This is a genomic window from Mameliella sp. MMSF_3455 (assembly GCF_030733205.1).
In the GTDB taxonomy this organism is placed as follows: domain Bacteria; phylum Pseudomonadota; class Alphaproteobacteria; order Rhodobacterales; family Rhodobacteraceae; genus Antarctobacter.
In genome coordinates this window covers 71,321-92,258 of sequence record NZ_JASHJL010000020.1, presented here as the reverse complement: position 1 = coordinate 92,258, position 20,938 = coordinate 71,321, and the positions used below count along the sequence as shown (strand labels likewise).

The window sequence follows — 20,938 nt, the reverse complement described above, 5'->3', positions numbered from 1 at the left end:
TTTTCGGCCACGTCGACCCACTGGCAGCCGCCATAGTAGCGCCGGCCGGGATAGCCTTCGGCGTATTTGTTCGTCATGACAGAGCCCTGCGCCTCCATAACCGCGCGAGAGACGATATTCTCGGAGGCGATCAGCTCGATCTCGTCGCGCTGCCGGCCAAGCTCGCCGGTGATCGAGCCAAACAATTCGGGGTCGCGCGAGGCGAGGGACTCGGTGAAGAAACCGTCGTCACGGTGGGGGGCGTTCATGGCGCTGCTCCTTTGGATTCGGATTGCGAGGTTTCGTATAGGAAACCGGCTCTGTGTCAAAGTAGGTAAAGCGACGGGCTGCAACATACCAGCGGCATGGCGGCCCGGGCACTGGCCCCTGCCGGGAGTTTGTGCTTCCATCCGCTCCGGATGGAGACAACAGGAAACCCCCGATGAGCTTACGGATCGCCTTTTGTGCGTCCAACGCGCCGATCGCGCAATCGGCGCGCGCAGGTCTTACACGCCGCTATGGCGATCATGCCGAAGACGGTGCGGATGTGATCGTCGCGCTGGGTGGCGATGGTTTCATGCTGCACACGTTGCACCGGACGCAGGAGCTGGCGGTGCCGGTCTACGGCATGAACCGGGGCACCGTGGGCTTTCTGATGAATGAATATTCAGAACACGGGCTGGTAGAGCGGCTGACCGCGGCGGAAGAGGCGGTGATCAACCCGCTGGCCATGCGCGCGACCTGCACCGACGGTGAGATACACGAGGCTCTGGCAATCAACGAGGTTTCTCTGCACCGCTCGGGCAGCCAGGCGGCGCGGCTGCGGATCAGCGTCGATGGCCAGGTGCGCATGGCCGAACTGGTCTGCGACGGGGCGCTGGTGTCGACACCCGCGGGATCGACCGCCTACAATTACTCGGCGCATGGGCCGATCCTGCCCATCGGCGCGGATGTGCTGGCGCTGACCCCGGTGGCGGCCTTTCGCCCCCGGCGCTGGCGCGGCGCGCTGCTACCCAAGGCGGCAGAGGTCAGTTTCGAGGTGCTGGAGGCCGAGAAACGCCCGGTCATGGCCGAGGCGGACGGGGCGGAGGTGCGCGATGTCCTGACAGTACAGATCCGGTCAGAGCCGGGCGTGGCGCACCGGGTGCTGTTCGACCCGGGGCACGGCCTTGAAGAGCGATTGATCCGCGAGCAGTTTGTCTGAAGCGACGGGGGGAGGCATGGAGACAGTGAGCCTCGTCCTGCTGGGAACGGTCGCCTTGATCCTATTGGTTTCGCTTCTTGGTTCTGCGCGCACGTTTTTCCGTGAGCGAAAGATCCGTCGCTTTCGGCGTGCCCAGCGCGATGCTGACCGGTTACAACGCCGCGTCGGACTGGAAGACCCACGGGGGCGTCACTGAGGCGCAGAGTTGCGACGAAGGCAAGGCGGTCAACGCGTGTCCTGCGGCCTTTGCCCCACGCCTGTCAGGGCTGTTGTTCCTTCAGCTCGAACCCGTCGAGTTCGTAGCGCTTGCCGCAGGGACCGTCGCCGTCGCCGCATTGCGCGCCCTGGACGATCAGGGTCAGGACGCCGGGCTGTCCAGTGATGGCCGCGTCCTGGATCGCGTTCAGGAAGATACGGCGATAACGGCCATCTTCCATCCCCAGCCAGAACGAGGTCAGGCAGCCGGCGGGGCCACAGACCATGTCCGGCGTGCTGTCGCAAAACATCGCACCGTGGTTGATCCGCAGGTCCATCGGCGGTGTACCGTCGATGTCGATCTGCTGCGAGAAGCCGTCGCTGACTGTCAATTGACCGTCCAGGACGGTACAGGCCTCGCGCATGTCGCCAAGAATTTGCGTGGCGGGGTCGGCCAGGGTGCGCCGTTCCAGCTCGCGCTGGTCGAAGTCGGGCAAGGGGCAGTATTTCTGGACCTCGGTGATCGCCGCGTTGGACCCGATCAGCGTAAAGCGGTGGATGACCGGTGCGCTGTCGGCGCTGTCCCAGACATGCAGTTGCGCACGGATGCCGGCCTTGAGCCGGTCGATGCCGCGCAGGTGGGTTTCCTCCAGCGGGGCGCGAAAACTCTCCAGCCCGGTATGGCCGAAATCCAGCGACCCGGCCAGTTGCGAGCCGACGAACAGCAGGCTGTCGAGGCGCGGTGCCGCGACCATGCCGGGCATGTTCTGCGTCGTCAGGCGGTAGGCCAGGGGCTCTCCGGTGGCGCATCCAAGTTCAAAGCAGATGACTTCGTCGTTGCCGTTGCCGTTGCAGACGCGGGCCATGTGATCGCTCGCATCTTCGCCGCCGACGAACTCCCAGTTGGCCCAGGCGGCACCGGTCCAGGCGCAGAGGCCGGCAATGGCGAGGATCAGTGCCTTGAAGGCCTTGCTTTGCATGAGGAATCTCCTTTCGCGACGTCACGGGATGAGTCCATGCCCCGACCGGCAGGTCAAGTCATCCGGCGGATCACATCTGCGCAAGCGGATTCCGCGCCATAGTCCGGGTCGGGGCGGCTGCCGGTTGGGCCGAGTCGCTTTCCAACTTTGCAAAGCCGCATGATCGTCAAAGATCACAGCAAGGATTTCGGGGGTTTGCAAATCTTTGCAGGGAGAATTCGCAAATCTTCTGCGATAATCTGTCCTGACTGCCGGTAACAGACTTGCCCGTTTGGCGGTGCTGCGCCTAAGCGAATTGTCAGGGAATAGAGGAGGCACCCTCATGGGCTATCAAGACGTTTATGACAGTGCGCTGGCCGATCCGGAAGGCTTCTGGATGTCGGCGGCCGAGGCGATCGACTGGGAGAAGAAGCCCACCAAGGCCCTCTTCGACCGGGGTGACCACATGTACGAATGGTTCGCCGACGGGATGGTCAACACGTGCTGGAACGCGGTCGACCGTCATGTCGAGGCAGGGCGCGGCGAACAGACGGCGATCATCTACGACAGCCCGATCACCCATACCAAGCGCGAGATCTCCTACGTCGAACTGCGCAACCGCGTGGCCAACCTGGCCGGAGCGCTGCGCGCCAAGGGCGTGGAAAAGGGGGACCGCGTCATCATCTACATGCCGATGATCCCCGAGGCCTTGGAGGCCATGCTGGCCTGCGCCCGCCTTGGCGCGGTGCATTCGGTCGTCTTTGGCGGCTTTGCATCGAACGAACTGGCGGTGCGGATCGACGACGCCCAGCCCAAGTGCATCATCGCCGCCTCCTGCGGGATGGAGCCGGGCCGCGTGGTTCACTACAAGCCGTTGCTCGATGGTGCCATCGAACAGGCCGCGCACAAGCCTGATTTCTGCGTGATCTTCCAGCGCGAGCAGGAAGTGGCCCACCTGGAGGAGGGGCGCGACTATAACTGGCACGGGTTCCAGTACGGCGTCGAGCCGGCGGAATGCGTACCGGTCGAGGGCAACCACCCGGCCTATATTCTCTATACCTCCGGTACCACCGGCCAGCCCAAAGGTGTCGTGCGTCCCACGGCTGGGCATCTTGTGGCGCTGAACTGGACCATGAAGAACCTCTACAACGTCGATCCCGGCGACGTGTTCTGGGCGGCGTCGGACGTGGGCTGGGTCGTGGGCCATTCCTACATCTGCTACGGGCCGCTGATCCACGGCAACACCACCATCGTCTTCGAGGGCAAGCCCGTGGGCACCCCTGATGCGGGAACCTTCTGGCGGGTGATCTCCGAACATAAAGTGAAGTCCTTCTTCACCGCGCCCACCGCTTTCCGCGCCGTGAAGCGAGAGGATCCCAAAGGCGAATTCGTCGGACAATACGACCTGAGTTGTCTCAGGGCCGTCTACCTGGCGGGCGAACGCGCCGATCCGGACACGATTCAATGGGCGCAGGATCAGTTGAACGTGCCGGTGATTGACCACTGGTGGCAGACGGAAACCGGCTGGTGCATCGCGGGCAACCCGTTGGGCATCGAGGAATTGCCAACCAAGCTGGGCTCTCCGGCCAAGCCGATGCCGGGCTATGACATCCAGATCCTTGACGAGGGCGGCCACCCCATGCCGAAGGGTGAACTGGGCGCCATCGCGGTCAAGCTGCCGCTGCCGCCGGGTACGCTGCCGACGCTGTGGAATGCCGAGCCACGATTCCGCAAATCCTACCTGGAGCATTTCCCCGGCTACTATGAGACCGGTGACGCGGGCATGATCGACGAGGATGGCTACGTCTACATCATGGCGCGCACCGATGACGTCATCAATGTCGCCGGCCACCGCCTGTCGACGGGCGGCATGGAAGAGGTGCTGGCCAGCCATCCGGACGTGGCCGAATGCGCCGTGATCGGCGTGACCGACCAGCTGAAGGGCCAGCTGCCGCTGGGCTTCCTCTGCCTGTCCTCGGGCGTGAACCGCCCGCACGAGGAGATCGTGGCGGAAAGCGTCAAGCTGGTGCGGGACAAGATCGGCCCCGTCGCGGCCTTCAAGCTGGCCTGCGTGGTGGACCGCCTGCCCAAGACCCGGTCGGGCAAGATCCTGCGCCGGACGATGGTTCAGATCGCCGACGGAGAGGAGTTCAAAGTGCCGGCGACCATCGACGACCCGGCGATCCTGGACGAAATCAGGGAGGCACTGCAGGGGCTGGGTTACGCCAAGGCCTGATAGGCAGGACAGGGTTTCGCCGCCTTCTGCGGCGATCCGCGGAGGCTGTGCCCCCGCGTCTTCGACGCTCCCCCAGAGGTGTTTGGGGCCCAGAGAAACAGGGGGCTGCGCCATCCGAACGCAGGCGGTTCTTGTATTGAGCACTGGAACACAGGACGCCCGCCGCGGGACACGGCGGGCGCTTTGATTTCAGGTGGCCCGGGCGGCGAGCCTCAACTGTAGTGATCGACCGGCGTGCCTGCGATGGCGGCCATGTTCAGCAGGCCCCGTGCGGTGATCGAGGGCGTCACGATGTGAGCGCGGTTGCCCATGCCCATCAGGATCGGGCCAACCTCGAGGCCGCCGCCCTTCATCTTGAGGATGTTGCGCGTGGCCGAGGCGGCATCCGCATGGCCGAAGATCAGCACATTGGCCGCGCCCTGCATCCGGTTGCCGGGGAAAAGGCGCGCGCGCAACTCGGGGTCGAGCGCGGCGTCGACGTTCATCTCGCCCTCGTAGCAGAAATCGCAGCCGCGATTGTCGAGGATTTCCAGCGCCGCGCGCAGCCGCTGCCCCGATCCTTCGGCCTGGTTGCCGAACTGCGACTGCGAGCAGAAGGCGATGTTGGGTTCGATCCCGAAGCGGCGGACGTGGCGCGCCGCGCCGATGGCGGTTTCGGCGACCTCCTCGGGCGTGGGCAGCAGCCGCACATGGGTGTCGGCGATGAACAGGGGGCCGTCTTCGAGGATCATCAGCGAGAGGGCACCATGCGGGTGCAGCTTGGACGAACCGAGGATCTCCCTGACATAGTTCAGGTGCCAGCGGTATTCGCCGAACGTGCCGCAGATCAGGCTGTCTGCCTCGTCGCGCTGGACCATGATGGCGCCGATGGCGGTGGTGTTGGTGCGCATGATTGCGCGCGCAAGGTCCGGCGTGACGCCGCGCCGGGCCATGATCTGGTGGTAGGTTTCCCAGTAATCACGATAGCGCGGGTCGTTTTCGGGGTTCACGATGTTGAAATCGCGGTCGGGGCGGATTTCCAGCCCCATACGCTCGCAGCGGGTCTCGATCACCTCGGGGCGGCCGATCAGGATCGGGGTCTCGGTGGTCTCCTCGAGGATGGCCTGGGCGGCACGCAACACGCGCTCGTCCTCGCCTTCGGCAAAGACGATGCGGCGGCTGGCGGTGGCGGCGGCCTGGAAGACCGGGCGCATCAGCAGGGCGGACTTGTAGACACTTGCATCCAGCCGCTGCTTGTAGGTCTCGATGTCCTCGAGCGGGCGCATGGCGACGCCGCTTTCCATCGCCGCGCGGGCCACGGCGGTCGACACGACACCCGATAGGCGCGGGTCAAAGGGTTTGGGGATCAGGTAGTCGGCGCCGAAGGTCAGTTGCTCGCCGCGGTAGGCGGCGGCGGCCTCTGCTGACGTCGTGGCGCGGGCGAGCGCCGCAATGCCCTCGACACAGGCGACCTGCATCGCGTCGTTGATCTCTGTAGCACCCACGTCCAGCGCGCCGCGGAAGATGAAGGGGAAACAGAGGACGTTGTTGACCTGGTTGGGGAAATCGCTGCGCCCGGTGGCGATGATCGCATCTGGCGCGGCCTCGCGCGCGAGGTCGGGCATGATTTCGGGCGTGGGGTTGGCCAAGGCAAAGATGATCGGGCGCCGCGACATGCGCTTGACCATTTCCGGCTTGAGAACGCCGGGTCCGGACAGGCCGAGAAAGAGGTCGGCGCCGTCGATCACCTCGTCCAGCGTACGCTTGTCGGACGGCTGGGCAAAGGCGGCCTTTTGCGGGTTCATGTCCTCCGTCCGGCCTTCGTAGACCAGCCCGTGAATGTCGCAGAGCCAGACGTTCTCGCGCTTGACGCCCAGTTTCAGCAGCATGTTCAGGCAGGCGATGCCCGCCGCGCCGCCGCCGGTGCTGACCACTTTGATGTCGCCCCAGGCCTTGCCCGCGACGTGCAGCGCGTTGGTGGCCGCGGCGCCGACGACGATGGCAGTGCCGTGCTGATCGTCGTGGAACACGGGGATGTTCATCCGCTCGCGGCAGATCTTCTCGACGATGAAGCAGTCGGGGGCCTTGATGTCCTCGAGGTTGATGGCGCCGAAGGTGGGTTCCAGCGCGCAGACGATCTCGGCCAGCTTCTCGGGGTCGGGCTCGTTCACCTCGATGTCGAAACAGTCGATGTCGGCGAACTTCTTGAACAGGACGGCCTTGCCTTCCATCACCGGCTTGGAGGCCAGCGCGCCGATGTTGCCCAGTCCCAGGACCGCGGTGCCGTTCGAGACCACGGCCACCAGGTTGCCGCGGGTCGTGTAACGGGCGGCGGCGCTTTCGTCCGCCTTGATCTCCATGCAGGCCTCGGCGACGCCGGGGGAATAGGCGCGGCTGAGGTCGCGGCCATTGGCCAGCGGCTTGGTGGCGCGAACCTCCAGTTTCCCGGGCTTGGGGTTCTCGTGATAGAACAGGGCCGCCTGGCGCAAGGTTTCGTTGCTGGATTCGGTCATGGGCAGGCCTTTCGGACAGGGGTAGTTCAACGGTAAACAATCGTGAACGCCGGGTGAAGACTAGTCTATGGCGGTACAGTTTTCGGCTAATTTTGTAAATCGCGCGCGACGCCCGGCACCGGGGGCGGAGTTGGCGGATTTTCCGACCCGACGACCCGGCGTTCACGCTTGCAATCGGGGCGCGCCAGTTTCACGATGAAGGCCCCGAAGTCCCGGAGGTCCCATGTCCCTTGCCGATGCGGCCCGCGCCGTGCGCGAAAACGCCTATACGCCCTATTCCCGGTTCAAGGTGGGGGCCGCGCTGCGCACGCCCTCGGGGGCGGTCTATGTCGGGTGCAACGTCGAGAACGTGGCCTACCCCGAAGGCACCTGCGCCGAGGCGGGGGCCATCGCGGCAATGGTGGCTGCGGGTGAGACCGAGATCGCCGAGGCCTATGTCATCGCCGACAGCGCCCACCCGGTGCCGCCCTGCGGCGGCTGTCGTCAGAAACTGTTCGAGTTCGCCAAGGGGCATACGCCGGTGACACTGGCCACGCTGGACGGTGTCGAAGAAAAGGTGACCGTGGCGGACCTGTTGCCGGGGGCCTTCGCCAACAGCCACATGGACCGCGCTTGATGGACGCAAGGCGGGTCATTGCCGAGCTGCGGCGGGGCGAGGATCCGGCGCCGCGCGACCTGGCCTGGTTCGCGCAAGGGTTGGCCGATGGTACGGTCAGCGCGGCCCAGGGCGGGGCTTTCGCGATGGGTGTCTGCCTGCGTGGCCTTTCCGAGGCCGGGCGCGTGGCGCTGACACTGGCGATGCGGGACTCGGGCCATGTGCTGGATTGGGACCTGGACGCGCCGGTGGTGGACAAGCATTCGACCGGGGGGGTGGGCGATTGCGTCAGCCTGGTGCTGGCGCCCGCGCTGGCCGCCTGCGGTGTCTATGTCCCGATGATTTCCGGCCGCGGGCTGGGCCATACCGGCGGTACGCTGGACAAGCTGGAGGCGATCCCCGGCTATACGGTCGGCGTGGACGAGGCCATGTTGCGGCATGTGGTGGGGGATGTGGGCTGCGCGATCGTCAGCGCCTCGGCCGATATCGCGCCCGCCGACAAGCGGCTGTACGCGATCCGCGACGTGACGGCGACGGTCGAGAGCCTCGACCTGATCACCGCTTCGATCCTGTCCAAGAAGCTGGCCGCCGGGCTGCAATCGCTGGTGCTGGACGTCAAGACCGGCTCTGGCGCCTTCATGAAATCGCCCGATGACGCGCGCGCACTGGCCGAGGCATTGGTGGGCACAGCCAATGCCGCCGGCTGTCCCACGACCGCGCTTATCACCGACATGTCACAGCCACTGGCGCCCGCGCTGGGCAACGCGCTGGAGGTTGACGTCTCGATGGCGGTTCTGACGGGCGAGGCGCAGGGGCCCCTTCTGGACCTCTGTGTTGCTTTGGGAGCGGAATTGCTGACCACCGCGGGAATCGAAGGCGGGGAGGCGAAGCTGCGCAAGGCGATTGCCAGCGGCGCTGCGGCGGAACGGTTTGGCCGCATGGTCTATGCCCTTGGCGGTCCGCTGTCCTTTGTCGAGGATTGGCGGCGGTTCCTGCCCGAGGCGACGGTGATCCTTGAGGTTCCGGCCCCTGCCGACGGCGTTGTGACGGCGATGGACGGCGAGGCGCTGGGCCTCGCGGTGGTCGACCTGGGCGGCGGGCGAAGGGTCGAGACCGACGTGGTGAACCCGGCGGTCGGCCTGTCGGACATGGTGCGCCTGGGTGACAAGTTGCGCCGGGGCCAGCCGCTGTGCCGGGTGCACGCGGCGCGCGAGGGGCAGGCCGCAGCAGCGGCGCAGGCGGTTCTGGACGCGATCACGCTGGGCGAGAGCGCGCCCGCCGGGACACCCCTGGTGCTGGAACGGGTGAGCTGATGCGGGCCTTTCTGGTGGTCATGGACTCGGTGGGGATCGGCGGGGCGCCAGATGCGGCGAGTTTCTTCAACGACGGCGTGCCGGACAGCGGGGCGGATACGCTGGGCCATATCCTTGATGCCTGCGCGCGTGGCGCGGCAGAGCAAGGGCGCAGCGGGCCGCTGCACCTGCCGACTTTGGCCGGACTGGGCCTGTACCGGGCCGCCGATCTCGCCTCTGGCGGGGCGCGCGCCGGGGACCACCCCGTGACCGGGCTCTGGGGGGCGGCGACGGAAGTCTCGAAAGGCAAGGACACGCCCTCGGGCCACTGGGAACTGGCCGGTCTGCCGGTGCCCTGGGACTGGCATTATTTCCCCGACACCGTGCCCGCCTTTCCAAAGGGCCTGACGGACGAGGTCTGCCGCCTGGCGGGCACGGACGGCGTGCTGGCCAATTGCCACGGCTCCGGTACGGTCATGCTGGACCAGTACGGCGAGGACCATATCCGAACCGGAAAGCCGATCTGCTACACCTCCGCCGACAGCGTTTTCCAGATCGCCGCACATGAAGAGCACTTTGGCCTCGACCGGCTGCTGACACTATGCGCCGATCTTGCGCCGACCCTGCACGCGATGAAGGTGGGCCGGGTGATCGCGCGCCCCTTTGTCGGCGAGCCCGGCAGGTTCACCCGCACCGGCAACCGGCATGACTATGCCATCAAACCGCCGCAGCCGATCCTGACAAACTGGGTGCAGGAGGCGGGCCGCCGCGTCCATGCCGTGGGCAAGATCGGCGACATCTTTTCCATGAGCGGCATCGACGAGGTGCGCAAGGGCGACGATGCGACCTTGATGCGGCATCTGTCCGACCTGCTGGACGAGGCCGAGGACGGCTCGCTCACCTTTGCCAATTTCGTCGAATTCGATAGCCTTTACGGCCACCGCCGCGATGTCTCGGGCTATGCACGACACCTGGAATGGTTCGACGCGGAACTGGCCCGCCTGTTGCCGCGCCTGCGCGAGGGCGACCTGCTGCTGATCACCGCCGACCACGGCAACGACCCGACTTGGACCGGCACGGACCACACCCGCGAACGGGTGCCGGTGCTGATCGCGGGGCGGGGCCAAGGCAGCACCGGGCAGGTTGGGTTTGCGGATGTGGCGGCCAGTGTCGCCGCGCATCTGGGTGTGCCGGCGCAAGGGCCGGGAAGGAGTTTCCTGTGAAAGACGAAGAAGAGCGCCGCCCGATCACGGACGAAGAACAACTGGACCGCATCGCGCGCCTGCCCAAGGTCGAATTGCACCTGCATTTCGAGGGCGGCGCACCGCCGGGGTTCATCCGCGGACTGGCCAAGGAGAAGAAGGTCGACATCAGCGGGATCTTCAACGAGGACGGCTCCTACGCCTACCGCGACTTCTGGCATTTCCTCGAGGTCTACGAGGCGGCGACCTCTGTCCTGAAAACGCCCGAGGATTTCGCCCGGCTCTGTACCGCCGTGCTGGAGGAAAGCGCGCAAAACGGCGTGGTCTATTCGGAAACCTTCCTCAGCCCGGATTTCTGCGGTGGCGGCGACGTGGGGGCCTGGCGCGAGTACCTGCAGGCCATCCAGGAGGCGGCAGAGGCGGCGGAACGCGACATGGGCGTGACCCTGCGCGGCATCGTCACCTGCATTCGCCATTTCGGTCCGGAAAAGGCCAAGCGCGCGGCGCTCTGCGCGGCGGAAACCGCAGGCGACTGGCTGGTCGGCTTTGGTATGGGCGGGGACGAGAAACAGGGCCGCCAGGGCGATTTCGCCTACAGTTTCGACATGGCGCGCGAGGCCGGGCTGCGGCTGACCAGTCACGCGGGCGAATGGAACGGCTCGCAGGAGGTGCGCGAGGCGGTCGAGGATCTGCGCGTCGAGCGCATCGGCCACGGGGTGCGCGCGGCCTCTGACCTGGCGGTCGTCGACATGCTGGTCGAACGCGGGATCACGCTGGAGGTCTGTCCGGGATCCAATGTCTTTCTGGGGGTCTATCCCACGCTCAAGGCGCATCCCGTCGACATGCTGCGCAAACGGGGGGTGAATGTCACCGTATCGACCGATGATCCGCCATTCTTCCACACGACCATGCGGCAAGAGTACCTTGGCCTTGCACGCGCCTTCGGTTGGGACGAAGAGGTATTCGCAGAGATCAACCGCACCGCCCTTGATGCCGCATTCTGCGACGCGGCCACGAAAGAGGCGGTCCTGAAGAAACTGGAGCACGCATGAGCGAGACCCTCACCGTCGTCAAACACCCGCTGGTACAGCACAAGCTGACCCTGATGCGCGAAAAGGGCACCTCGACCGCCAGTTTCCGGCGGTTGCTGCGGGAAATCAGCCTGCTGCTGGCCTACGAGATCACCCGGGACCTTCCGCTGTCGGAGCGGCGCATCGAAACCCCCATGTGCGAGATGGACGCGCCGGTGATCGAGGGCAAGAAGCTGGCGCTGATCTCGATCCTGCGGGCGGGCAACGGCCTGTTGGACGGCATCCTGGAACTGGTCCCGGCGGCGCGGGTCGGCTTTGTCGGGCTTTACCGCGACGAGGAAACGCTGCAGCCGGTCCAGTATTACAACAAGCTGCCGACGCAGATGAACTCGCGCCTGGCGATTGTGGTGGACCCGATGCTGGCCACCGGCAACTCCTCGGCGGCCGCCGTCGACCTGGTGAAACAGGCCGGTGCCACCGACATCCGCTTTCTCTGCCTGCTGGCGGCACCCGAGGGTGTGCAGCGCATGGCCGATGCGCATCCTGACGTGCCGGTCGTCACTGCCGCGCTCGACGAGCGGCTGAACGAACAAGGCTATATCGTTCCGGGTCTCGGCGATGCGGGCGACCGGATGTTCGGCACCAAGTAAGGACGCAGGCGGCGGGTCGGGCGTCCCCTTTGGCGGGGCGTCCCGCCAGCCGCGACAATCCCTTGGAAACCCTATCATTGTGCATGGCCGTGGCCCTGGGCAACTCCGGCAGGCCAAGGTTTTCAAGGCTTTACAGGTCGTGTTCTGACGCGATACTCTGATGGGTAGCATCTGTGGGGACAGACATGACGTTGAAATCGCTTCCATTTCTTGCGCTTGCCGTTTCCGGATTCGGAATTCTTTCTCTGCCAGCGGCCGCGCAAACCTCCGCCCGGGATGTTCCGGCCAACTTCCCTCCAGCCTCTTTCACGGGCCGCCAGTTCGTCGATAACCGGGGCTGCGTCTATGTGCGTGCCGGCTATGACGGGGCGGTGACATGGGTGCCAAGGGTCACGCGTCAGCGCGAACAGATCTGCGGCCAGACGCCGACCTTCGGATCGCAAGATGTGGCTGCACCCGCGCCGCCCGCGCCGACCACGACCGAGCCGGTGCAGATCACGGCGACGCCGCCCGCCGCCGCCTCGGCCCCGGAACGCACGACGACAACGGCGCCGGCGGCCACGCCGCGCTCCACCGTCCGCGCGGTCAAGCCGGTGACGGCGCAACCGCCGCGCATTGTGCGTCGCGTGCCCAGGTCCGTCGTGCCGTCCCCACGGGCACCGGCGCTGCAGGCCGCATCGGGCGCTTTTGCCTGCGTCGACGGAGAGACCTTCCGCGTGGTGAACGGGATGAAGCTGCGCGCCAGCTGTGGCCCGCAGACAGCACCCCATGCCACCATCATCCGCCGTGGCGAGGCGCCCGCCCCGGGCAAGAACGTCCATTACAACAGGAACAGCTGGCACGGCAGCAGCCTGACCTTGCCGCCGGAAACGCGGATCGTGCCCAAACATGTGTTTGAGAAGCAGGACACCCAGGTCGCGCATGTTCCCACGGGCTATCGTCCCGCCTGGAGCGATGACCGGCTGAATCCCTATCGTGCCTGGCAGACCGTCAAGGGCCACCAGGACACCCAGAAGGTCTGGACCAACATAGTCCCGCGCAAGCTGGTCGTCCAGGCGCGCCGCCACGAGGTCAAACCGCCGGTCATCGTTGGCCGGGCCGCGTCGCCGCTGCCACTGACCACCATGGCCGTCCCTGGTGGCAAAGCCCCCAGGGCTTCGGGCGAACCGGAGGTCAAGGTGGGCCGCTGGATCGAGGTCGGGGCCTTCACCACGTCGGACAAGGCGCGGTATGCGGCGCATCGGCTGCAATCCTCCGGCCTCAGCGTGCGCATGGCTAACATCAGCCGCAACGGGCGGGATCTGTCGCTGCTGCGGGTCGGGCCCTATGCCACTTTCGACGAATTGAAGATGGCGCTGCGTCGGGTTCATAGCACCGGGTATACCCAAGCCTACATCCGCTGAACGCGATGAGCCGGGAACCGTCGACGCCCGTCTGCCACCGGCAGGCGGGCGTTTTGGTTTGGTTCGATCCGTCTGGTTCTCAGGCGCCGCAGATCCCCTGCAGGCGTACCCAGTCCGCATCGCTGAGCACCTGTCGGCTGCCTTCGCCGGCGCGAGGGTCGGCCTCGATCAGGGCAAGCGTGCGTTCTCCGGTGATGTCCAGCGCATAGGCAAAGGGCGTGCTGCGGATATCGGCGCGGTCAAAGGCGGCGATCAGGGGATCGGCCGGTGGCAGGGCCGGCGTTTCGGCCATGATGTGTTCGGCATAGGACGACAGCGCCCCATCGGGCAGGGCGCCCGTCGTCAAGAGACGCAGGCTGGCCACCAGCCCCGCGTGGTCCAGCAGTGCGGCCAGCGGATCGGTCTCCGCGGCGCGCACCGTCTCGGCCAGCACAAAGCCTGCCGCCACATCGGGATCCTCGAAATCCTCGACGACCCCGTGGTTCAACAGGATGATCCCGCCGGGCAGATGCGCGCTGACCCGTGCGCCGCCGGGCAGGACCACGATCCTGCCCCGGTTCAGCAGGCGGCTGGCCAGCCGGTCCAGCGGCTGCTGCGCATCGCGGGTCGCGCAGGGTTTGCCCGCGACCCTCTCGATATGGTGCAACAGGTTGTTGCCGATCTCGACCCGTTTGACCGGCGGCACCACGGTCACCGCGTAGCGTTCCAGTGCATTCGGCAACCAGAAGACAGCCGCCGCCGCAAGCGCGGCCAATGTGCCGCCTGTCAGCAGGAACCGCAGCTTGCCGGGGCGCGGACGTCTCCGGTCGATGGCGCGCAGCAGCCGGTCGATCCCGTTGATCATCTCGCTCTCGGAGCCGTCCAGTTCCAGCGTTTCCTCGGGTGCATTGTCGGGGTGATAGATGGCCGGGATGTCCTTGCCATTGGCCCGGTTGACCGCCCCCAGCGACCAATGCGCCAGCGCGGTGCCATTGATGTCCGAGAGCGTCAGGGTCGCCTCGCCCAGGGACACGATCACTTCGCGCCGCTGCTCGTCCGGCGACGGACGCCAGAGGCCGGTCGCTTCGAGACGGGAAAATTGTTTCAGGGCGGTCATCGGGGCCTGCTCTGCCTCGCGTTTTCGCGACGCTAGCACGGGGCGCGGGGCTGGGCAATCTGGCCCGCACCGCCGACGGCAGGATCAACTGGGGTCAATGACGCTGTAGCGGCCGAAGGCCCGGTCCCGCTTCGGGATCAAGTCGCTTTCGAACCGGACGTGGGCTGCCGCGATGTCGGGATCATCGACAACGATGATCTCCTCTGCAGGGCTTCCCTGACCACGACACCGCCCACCTTCCCCAGCAGTGGTAAAGCTGTCGCTTGGCTGGTCGGGGCGCCACGAGGATGGCGTTTCTTCACTCCAGCGACTTGGCCGCCTCGCGCAGCGCGAATTTCTGGATCTTGCCGGTCGAGGTCTTGGGCAGTTCCTGGAAGACCACGGCCTTGGGGGTCTTGAACCCGGCCAGCCGTTCGCGGGCATAGGCGACAAGCTCGGCTTCGGTGACCTCGTGCCCGTCCTTCAGTTCGACGAAGGCACAGGGCACCTCGCCCCATTTCTCGTCCGGCTTGGCGACCACGGCACAAAGCAGCACCGCGTCATGGCCCATCAGAACGCCCTCGACCTCGACCGAAGATATGTTCTCGCCGCCCGAGATGATGATGTCTTTGGCCCGGTCGGCGATCTGCAGGTAGTTGTCCGGGTGCATCACGGCGATGTCGCCGGAATGGAAATAGCCGCCGGCAAAGGATTCCGACGTGGCCTTCGGGTTCTTGTAGTAGCCTTTCATGACGCCGTTGCCGCGGAACTTGATCTCACCCTTGGTTTCGCCGTCGCGGGTGACATCCGCGCCGGCCTCGTCATGGACCGTGATGTCCTCCATGAAAGGCATGGCGACGCCCTGGCGGGCCTTGATGGCGGCGCGTTCGTCGCCCTGTTTCGGCTCCCATTCGGCTTTCCAGGTGCATTCCGTGGCCGGCCCGTAGGTTTCGGTCAGCCCGTAGACCTGCGTCACGTTGAATCCCATCGGCTCGATCTTGGCCAGTGTGGCGGGGGCAGGGGGGGCGCCCGCCGTAAAGACCTCGACGATGTGGTCGAATTCGCGCCGCTCGGAGTCGGGTGCGTTGATCAGCGTGTTCAGCACGATCGGCGCACCGCCGAAATGCGTTGCGCCCTCGTCCGCGATGGCGTCATAGATCGCCTTCGCGCGGATCTCGCGGCAGCAGACGATGGTGCCGCCCAGTGCGGGCATCATCCAAGTGTGGCACCAGCCGTTGCAGTGGAACAGCGGCACGATGGTCAGGTAGACCGGGTGCAGCACCATGCGCCAGGACAGGATCTGTCCCATGGCGTTCAGGTAGGCGCCTCGGTGGTGATAGACCACGCCCTTGGGCCGCCCGGTGGTGCCGGACGTATAGTTGAGCGCGATGCTCTCCCATTCGTCTTCCGGCATGATCCAGTCGAACTCGGGGTCGCCGGTTTCAAGAAAGGCCTCGTATTCCGTGTAGTTGCCTTGGCCATGCACGCCCGCGTGGTCGTCGGCCACCTCGACGATCATGGGGGGCTCACCTTCCATGATCTCGGTCGCTTCGGCGAGGACGGGAAGGAACTGCGGATCGCAGAGCACGACCTTGGCGCCGCCGTGGTCGAGGATATAGGCCACCGTGGTCACGTCCAGCCGGGTGTTGATCGCGTTCAGGATGGCGCCACAGGCGGGCACCCCGAAATGTGCCTCGGCCTGGGCGGGGATGTTGGGCAGCATGGTCGCCACCACGTCGCCCGGGCGCACGCCGGATTGCGCCAGGGCAGAGGCCAGCCGCGTGACGCGGGTGATGTACTGGGCATAGGTCTTGCGGTGTGGGCCATAGACCACGGCCAGGTGATCGGGCCAGATCGTGCTCGCGCGACGCAGAAAGCTCAGCGGGGTCAGCGGCACGAAGTTCGCCGTGTTTCTGCCCAGTCCGGTTTCGTCAGCAAGCCAGCCCATGAGATCCTCCGTTGCCAGGTTTCGGGCGGACTATGCGCAAGAAAGTTGCGCAAGAAAAGCCCCGTTCAGAGTTGCCTTGCGCCACGGTGATCGTCGGAACGGGCGCGGCGCAATCGTCTTTCCTCCGGATCGGATCCTTTCTAACCTGCGGCCATGATCCTTTCGCCCGGTCGCCGGTACATCTTTGTCCATATCCCCAAGACCGGAGGCACCTCGATGGCGCTGGCGTTGGAGGCGCGCGCCCATCGCGACGACATTCCCATCGGGGACACGCCCAAGGCCCGGCGGCGGCGGTCCCGGGCCAAGGCATTGGCAGAGCGCGCGCAGGGGCGGATCTGGAAACATTCGACCCTTGCCGATCTGGACGGTGCGCTGACGGCCGAGGAGATCGCGGGGATGTTCTGTTTCTGCCTCGTCCGCAATCCCTGGGACCGGGTGGTCAGCTATTACCATTGGCTGCGTGCGCAGGGGTTCGATCATCCCGCCGTGACGCTGGCCAAGGCGCATGACTTCGCGGGCTTCCTGCACCAGGGGCATACGCAGGCCACGCTGCGCGCCTGGCCCTACGCGCGGTACATGCGCGATGCCGGGGGGCGCGAACACGGGCATTTCCTGCGGCTGGAACAGCTTCAAGCGGACATGGCGCCGCTGGTCGCCCATCTAGGGTTCCGGCCCGAGGTGCCGCACGAGAACCGATCGGACCGGCAGGCGGGCCATGCCGCCTACTACGATGACGAAACCCGTACCATCGTGGCCGAGCTATGTGCCGAGGACATCGCGCGCTTTGGTTATCGCTTTGGCGCGCAGGATTGAGCCGTTCCGGGATCAGGGGCAGACATTGCCGATTTCCATAGCCCCATCCCTTTGAGGGGCCGCGCCCAAAGCGGGTTCATGCGGCGGCCGGACACGCATTGCACCCGGGACCGGCTGTCCGGACGGGTCCGGGCCGCGATGTCATCGGCCGGGGACAGCTCGTGCCGGGACGCGCCTCAGCGCAGGGGTTCGAACCGCGCGTCCGTCATCCGGCAGTCCCGCACCACATCGCGGCCGCAGGGCACCGGGTCCAGCCGCTTGGACAGGCAGATGCGGACCTCCTGGATGTGACCATCCCGGCAGGTGACGGTGATCATGTCCGGTTCCAGCTGCGGGTTCGCCTTGATGAAGGCCTCTTCGACCAGCGAGGCGGGCAAGGTCACGGTCTTGTCCAGCTTGCGAAAGGCCTCGGGGCGGGTGATCTTGCCGTAGGCCTCGCGCGAGAGGGCGTAGTATTGCGCCGCAGACAGGCCGGTGCAGACGCCGTGTTTCTTCCACTGATGCCAGGCCAGCCCGCCGGATCCCATGATGTCGGTCATCTCGCCGGTCATGCGGCGCGAGGGCGCGCGTTCCACCGTCGGGCAGTAATCTGGCCAACCGCGATGATACTGAGGCCACAGACCGTGCAGCAGCCAGCCGGCGTCGCTATTGCACTGCTCGGCGTTGCGGGCGTCGCCCTCCAGCGCGCACCAGTTCGGGGACCAGCTGAGCGCCATGACGTAGTAGTCGAACTCTCCCGCCCGGTCGCCTTCGGCGCGCAAAGCCCCGCCGATGGACAGGGCGGCCAGCAGCAGAACACTGATCAATCGCATTTTCGCTTCCCCTTTGACTGCGAGATCACTATATAGACGCCGAGTTTCCCGACAACGGTAACCCGCTCCGCCCGCCGGAGCCGCCCTTGGCCCCAGACCGGCCTCGGGCCGCGCAGGAGGCATGCCAGCGGGTCCCGCAAGACCAAGGAGTATGAACATGTCCAAGCTGCTGCACCCCAAGGCGACCGCCGTCTGGCTGGTGGACAACACCACGATGACCTTCAAGCAGATCGCCGATTTCACCGGATTCCACGAGCTTGAGATACAGGGCATCGCCGATGGCGACGTGGCCGCGGGCGTCAAGGGCTTTGACCCGGTTGCCAACAACCAGCTGGAACAGGGAGAGATCGACAAGGCCGAGAAGGACCCGCTGCACAAGCTCAAGCTGAAGCACAACCCGGCTGCCCGCGACGAGGAAAAGCGTCGTGGCCCGCGCTATACCCCGCTGTCCAAGCGGCAGGATCGCCCGAACGCGATTCTCTGGCTGGTGAAGTTTCACCCGGAACTGGCCGACAGCCAGATCGCCAAGCTGGTCGGCACCACCAAGCCGACGATCCAGTCGATCCGCGAGCGCACCCACTGGAACATCCAGAACATGCAGCCGATCGACCCGGTTGCCCTGGGCCTGTGCAGGCAGTCCGAACTGGACGCGGCGGTGGCCAAGGCGGCCAAGGATCTGGCCAAGGTCATGACCGACGACGAGCGTCGCAAGCTGGTCTCGACCGAGCAGAGCCTCGAGATGGAGCCGGAACCGCGTCTGCCGTCGTCGATCGAGGGGCTGGAAACCTTCAGCCTGTCCGATCCGCGCGGCGAGGAGGACGACGAGGAAGACGACCGCAAGAGCGACGACGATTACCTCGACGCGGACAGCTTCTTCAACTTGCCCGGTGGCGGCAAGGACGAGGACGACGAGGAAGAGGACCGCTGAGGTCCGGCAGGGCGCCGCTCCTGGCCCTTCGGGCCAGATCGCCCCGCCCGCCGTCCCACTGACAGGCGCCCCTTTGGGGGCGCCTTTTCTTTTGCCCTCACGGGGGTGCGGACGTGCCTCAGAACGCCATGCCCAGCTTGATCCCCCAAGAGGTATTGTCGTCCGCGTCGTGCGAAACCTCGAAGCGGCCTTTCAACCCGTTGCCGCCGGTCGCAAAGCTGGCGCCCAGGGCAAGGGCAGTGCCGCCGCTTACGTCGGCCGCGTCGAAGGTGGTGCTGGCGCCGCCGACCGAAAAGGTGATGTCGTCGGGATTGCCGCCGAAGCTGGTCACCGCAAGGTAGGGTCGCATCGACATGTCGTTCATCTGCATCGGCAGGCCCATCTCGACGCGCAGCGCGGCGGTGGTTGTCGTCCGTTCGCCGATCTTGCCCCCGGCCAGGCCGGACAGGGCGTGGCGCTCTGTCTTGTGGCGCAGGAAATCGCCCTGCATCACCAGGTCGATCCCGTAGCCCGCGGACGGGTTCTGCCACAGCAGGCCGCCGCCGCGCAGGCTGATCCCCAGCAACTGGCCGTCGAAATCGGCGCTGCCGGTATGGGTGTCGGGGCTGTTGATCTCGTTGTGGGTCCGCCCGGAATAGAGCGCGGCGTCATAGCTGAACCGCCCGTACTCTCCGCTCAGGCCGAGGCCCACGAATAACGACCTGATCCGGGTTTCGGTAACTCCATCGTCCAGGTCGCTGGCACCCTCGCCGTAACCGATGAAGGGAGAGATCCCCCGCCAGCCGGTGCCAAAGCCCACCGCGATACCGCGGCTGGCAAAGTCGGCCCCCTGCGAACTGTCGGGCGCGATGGTGCCCGCGTTGGCGAAGGTGCCCAGCCAGGGGCCCCGTGCCACCTGGAAGTCCAGCACGCTGCCGCCGATCCCCATGCCCAGTTCCCGCGACAGCCGGTCCGGAGAGGAGACCGGCGCCTCGTCCACGACGATCAGCGCCGGCGCGGTGACCACGGCGGCGGGGGTTGCCACAGGCGCCGGCGTGGCGTTCAACAGTACATAGCCGCCGCCGCGAACGGTGATCGTTTCGGGAACGGTGGTGCCAAACGTCAGCAGCTGCGCCCGGCGGGTCATGACGGCCAGCGTGTCATGGCCTGCGCCCATCTCGATGGCGCCGGAGACCGCGCTGCCATCCAGCAGGCGCAGGATGTCGTCGCCGCCGCCCAGGCTTACCGCGACACCGCCGCGCCCGATCAGCGTGCCGGAGTTCACGATTTCCTGCACCGCGAGGTCGGCGGCATCGGTGTTGATGGCGAGATTGCCCTCGATCCGGCCGGTGTTGAGGACGAGGGACGGGCCGGCGGCGGCGGCGTCGAAATCGATCCCGTCCTCGGCGCCGAGGCTGATCAGCCGCCCGTGGTTGGTGATCTTGCCACTGTCCAGGTCGATGGCGTCCTGGTCACCGGTCGACTGGATCAGGCCGGAGTTGAAGATGTCGGCGAAATTGCCCGCGTTCACGCCGTCGTCGCCTGCGATCACGGTGCCGGTGTTGGTGACCTGCGCGAAATCGACGTTGACGTTGATGCCCTCGTCCGGGGCTGTGATGGTGCCGTTGTTGACGACCAGCGGGCGGTCCTCAAGCTGCACGCCGTCGTCGTCAAGGCTGGTGATCACGCCGTTGTTGATCACCACGCCATCGTTGTCGATGTTGATTCCGTCGCCACCCACACCGATCACGGTGCCGTTGTTTGTGACATGGACATCGTTGTCGCCCTGGATGCCGTGATCCCCGGGCCCGCGCACGAAACCGTCGTTGACGATGATGACATCGTCATCCACCCGCAGCCCCCGGTCGCCACCGTCGATAGTGCCGGTCGGGGCGATGGTAATGCTGCCATCGTCAAAGCCGTCATCCTCGATCCCCGGGCCGGTGCCGGCGCAGATCACGTCGTCGCCGTCCGCGGGATCGGAGGGCAGGCAGGCGGACTGGGCAAAGGCGCCCGCAGGCAGAAGGGTCATCAGTGCGGCGGCAAGGGCGAGAGGGGAAACACGGTTCATGGAACATCCCGGAGTGACTTGGCGAAAATCGTTACGGGGCAACGCCCGCTGTCGCTCCGGCGGCTACTTGGCTG

Annotated in this window: 16 protein-coding genes and 1 pseudogene; 10 read left to right on the top strand and 7 right to left on the bottom strand. The window is 66.1% G+C overall.

Annotated features, from left to right (window positions below; genetic code table 11):
* Positions 1-248 (bottom strand): annotated as a pseudogene (glyA, locus tag RBB42_RS15785) (serine hydroxymethyltransferase); the annotation flags it as partial.
* 173 nt (positions 249-421) lie between these two features.
* On the opposite strand from glyA, the gene RBB42_RS15780 reads away from it, so the two are divergent.
* A complete protein-coding gene (locus RBB42_RS15780; protein WP_305971461.1) occupies positions 422-1,183 on the top strand; it encodes an NAD kinase in 762 nt (253 codons plus the stop codon).
* Positions 1,184-1,443: 260 nt separating this feature from the next.
* On the opposite strand, the gene RBB42_RS15775 is transcribed toward RBB42_RS15780, so the two are convergent.
* Positions 1,444-2,358: a hypothetical protein gene (locus tag RBB42_RS15775; protein ID WP_305971460.1), complete on the bottom strand. Its 915-nt coding sequence runs from the start codon at positions 2,356-2,358 to the stop codon at positions 1,444-1,446.
* Positions 2,359-2,680: 322 nt separating this feature from the next.
* Here RBB42_RS15775 and prpE point away from each other — a divergent pair, with 322 nt between their 5' ends.
* On the top strand, positions 2,681-4,573 hold the full coding sequence (prpE, locus tag RBB42_RS15770) for a propionate-CoA ligase PrpE (RefSeq protein ID WP_305971459.1): 1,893 nt from the start codon (positions 2,681-2,683) through the stop codon (positions 4,571-4,573).
* A gap of 212 nt (positions 4,574-4,785) precedes the next feature.
* Here the strand turns inward: prpE and RBB42_RS15765 are convergent, their stop codons facing one another.
* Entirely contained in the window at positions 4,786-7,065 is a 2,280-nt protein-coding gene (locus tag RBB42_RS15765; protein ID WP_305971458.1) for an NADP-dependent malic enzyme, read from the bottom strand.
* A 223-nt stretch (positions 7,066-7,288) separates the two neighbouring features.
* Here RBB42_RS15765 and RBB42_RS15760 point away from each other — a divergent pair, with 223 nt between their 5' ends.
* The 6 genes from RBB42_RS15760 (at position 7,289) to RBB42_RS15735 (ending at position 13,238) form a co-directional block, all read left to right on the top strand.
* Positions 7,289-7,681: a cytidine deaminase gene (locus RBB42_RS15760; protein ID WP_305971457.1), complete on the top strand. Its 393-nt coding sequence runs from the start codon at positions 7,289-7,291 to the stop codon at positions 7,679-7,681.
* Complete coding sequence (locus RBB42_RS15755; RefSeq protein WP_305971456.1) at positions 7,681-8,973, top strand: thymidine phosphorylase; 1,293 nt, start codon at positions 7,681-7,683, stop codon at positions 8,971-8,973. The genes RBB42_RS15760 and RBB42_RS15755 overlap by 1 nt, the downstream gene beginning before the upstream one ends.
* Positions 8,973-10,175: a phosphopentomutase gene (locus tag RBB42_RS15750; RefSeq protein WP_371931768.1), complete on the top strand. Its 1,203-nt coding sequence runs from the start codon at positions 8,973-8,975 to the stop codon at positions 10,173-10,175. Before RBB42_RS15755 ends, RBB42_RS15750 begins: the two co-directional genes overlap by 1 nt.
* On the top strand, positions 10,172-11,206 hold the full coding sequence (locus tag RBB42_RS15745) for an adenosine deaminase (protein WP_305971455.1): 1,035 nt from the start codon (positions 10,172-10,174) through the stop codon (positions 11,204-11,206). Before RBB42_RS15750 ends, RBB42_RS15745 begins: the two co-directional genes overlap by 4 nt.
* Positions 11,203-11,835, top strand: a complete 633-nt coding sequence (gene upp, locus RBB42_RS15740; protein ID WP_305971454.1) for a uracil phosphoribosyltransferase — start codon at positions 11,203-11,205, stop codon at positions 11,833-11,835. Before RBB42_RS15745 ends, upp begins: the two co-directional genes overlap by 4 nt.
* A 185-nt stretch (positions 11,836-12,020) precedes the next feature.
* A complete protein-coding gene (locus tag RBB42_RS15735; RefSeq protein ID WP_305971453.1) occupies positions 12,021-13,238 on the top strand; it encodes an SPOR domain-containing protein in 1,218 nt (405 codons plus the stop codon).
* Between the two features lie 79 nt (positions 13,239-13,317).
* Here RBB42_RS15735 and RBB42_RS15730 read toward each other — a convergent pair whose 3' ends face one another.
* Both RBB42_RS15730 and RBB42_RS15725 read right to left on the bottom strand, forming a co-directional pair.
* On the bottom strand, positions 13,318-14,373 hold the full coding sequence (locus RBB42_RS15730) for a hypothetical protein (RefSeq protein WP_371931767.1): 1,056 nt from the start codon (positions 14,371-14,373) through the stop codon (positions 13,318-13,320).
* A 259-nt stretch (positions 14,374-14,632) separates the two neighbouring features.
* The gene (locus tag RBB42_RS15725; RefSeq protein WP_305971452.1) at positions 14,633-16,261 is read right to left on the bottom strand and encodes an AMP-binding protein; all 1,629 of its coding nucleotides are present in this window, start codon (positions 16,259-16,261) and stop codon (positions 14,633-14,635) included.
* A 153-nt stretch (positions 16,262-16,414) separates the two neighbouring features.
* Between RBB42_RS15725 and RBB42_RS15720 the strand changes: the two genes are divergently transcribed.
* Positions 16,415-17,074 (top strand): sulfotransferase family 2 domain-containing protein, encoded by a 660-nt coding sequence (locus RBB42_RS15720; RefSeq protein ID WP_305971451.1) that lies wholly within the window; start codon positions 16,415-16,417, stop codon positions 17,072-17,074.
* Between the two features lie 176 nt (positions 17,075-17,250).
* Here the strand turns inward: RBB42_RS15720 and RBB42_RS15715 are convergent, their stop codons facing one another.
* Positions 17,251-17,886, bottom strand: a complete 636-nt coding sequence (locus RBB42_RS15715; RefSeq protein WP_305971450.1) for a ribonuclease T2 family protein — start codon at positions 17,884-17,886, stop codon at positions 17,251-17,253.
* Positions 17,887-18,043: 157 nt separating this feature from the next.
* On the opposite strand from RBB42_RS15715, the gene RBB42_RS15710 reads away from it, so the two are divergent.
* Positions 18,044-18,814 (top strand): DUF1013 domain-containing protein, encoded by a 771-nt coding sequence (locus RBB42_RS15710; RefSeq protein WP_305971449.1) that lies wholly within the window; start codon positions 18,044-18,046, stop codon positions 18,812-18,814.
* A gap of 118 nt (positions 18,815-18,932) precedes the next feature.
* On the opposite strand, the gene RBB42_RS15705 is transcribed toward RBB42_RS15710, so the two are convergent.
* The gene (locus RBB42_RS15705; protein ID WP_305971448.1) at positions 18,933-20,864 is read right to left on the bottom strand and encodes a hypothetical protein; all 1,932 of its coding nucleotides are present in this window, start codon (positions 20,862-20,864) and stop codon (positions 18,933-18,935) included.
* Positions 20,865-20,938: the final 74 nt, after the last annotated feature.

Coding starts and splice junctions, on each gene's coding strand:
- RBB42_RS15780 (WP_305971461.1), top strand. CDS start 422: ATGAGCTTACGGATCGCCTTTTGTGCGTCCAACGCGCCGATCGCGCAA.
- RBB42_RS15760 (WP_305971457.1), top strand. CDS start 7,289: ATGTCCCTTGCCGATGCGGCCCGCGCCGTGCGCGAAAACGCCTATACG.
- RBB42_RS15765 (WP_305971458.1), bottom strand. CDS start 7,065: ATGACCGAATCCAGCAACGAAACCTTGCGCCAGGCGGCCCTGTTCTAT.
- prpE (WP_305971459.1), top strand. CDS start 2,681: ATGGGCTATCAAGACGTTTATGACAGTGCGCTGGCCGATCCGGAAGGC.
- RBB42_RS15710 (WP_305971449.1), top strand. CDS start 18,044: ATGTCCAAGCTGCTGCACCCCAAGGCGACCGCCGTCTGGCTGGTGGAC.
- upp (WP_305971454.1), top strand. CDS start 11,203: ATGAGCGAGACCCTCACCGTCGTCAAACACCCGCTGGTACAGCACAAG.
- RBB42_RS15705 (WP_305971448.1), bottom strand. CDS start 20,864: ATGAACCGTGTTTCCCCTCTCGCCCTTGCCGCCGCACTGATGACCCTT.
- RBB42_RS15725 (WP_305971452.1), bottom strand. CDS start 16,261: ATGGGCTGGCTTGCTGACGAAACCGGACTGGGCAGAAACACGGCGAAC.
- RBB42_RS15755 (WP_305971456.1), top strand. CDS start 7,681: ATGGACGCAAGGCGGGTCATTGCCGAGCTGCGGCGGGGCGAGGATCCG.
- RBB42_RS15750 (WP_371931768.1), top strand. CDS start 8,973: ATGCGGGCCTTTCTGGTGGTCATGGACTCGGTGGGGATCGGCGGGGCG.
- RBB42_RS15735 (WP_305971453.1), top strand. CDS start 12,021: ATGACGTTGAAATCGCTTCCATTTCTTGCGCTTGCCGTTTCCGGATTC.
- RBB42_RS15715 (WP_305971450.1), bottom strand. CDS start 17,886: ATGCGATTGATCAGTGTTCTGCTGCTGGCCGCCCTGTCCATCGGCGGG.
- RBB42_RS15775 (WP_305971460.1), bottom strand. CDS start 2,358: ATGCAAAGCAAGGCCTTCAAGGCACTGATCCTCGCCATTGCCGGCCTC.
- RBB42_RS15720 (WP_305971451.1), top strand. CDS start 16,415: ATGATCCTTTCGCCCGGTCGCCGGTACATCTTTGTCCATATCCCCAAG.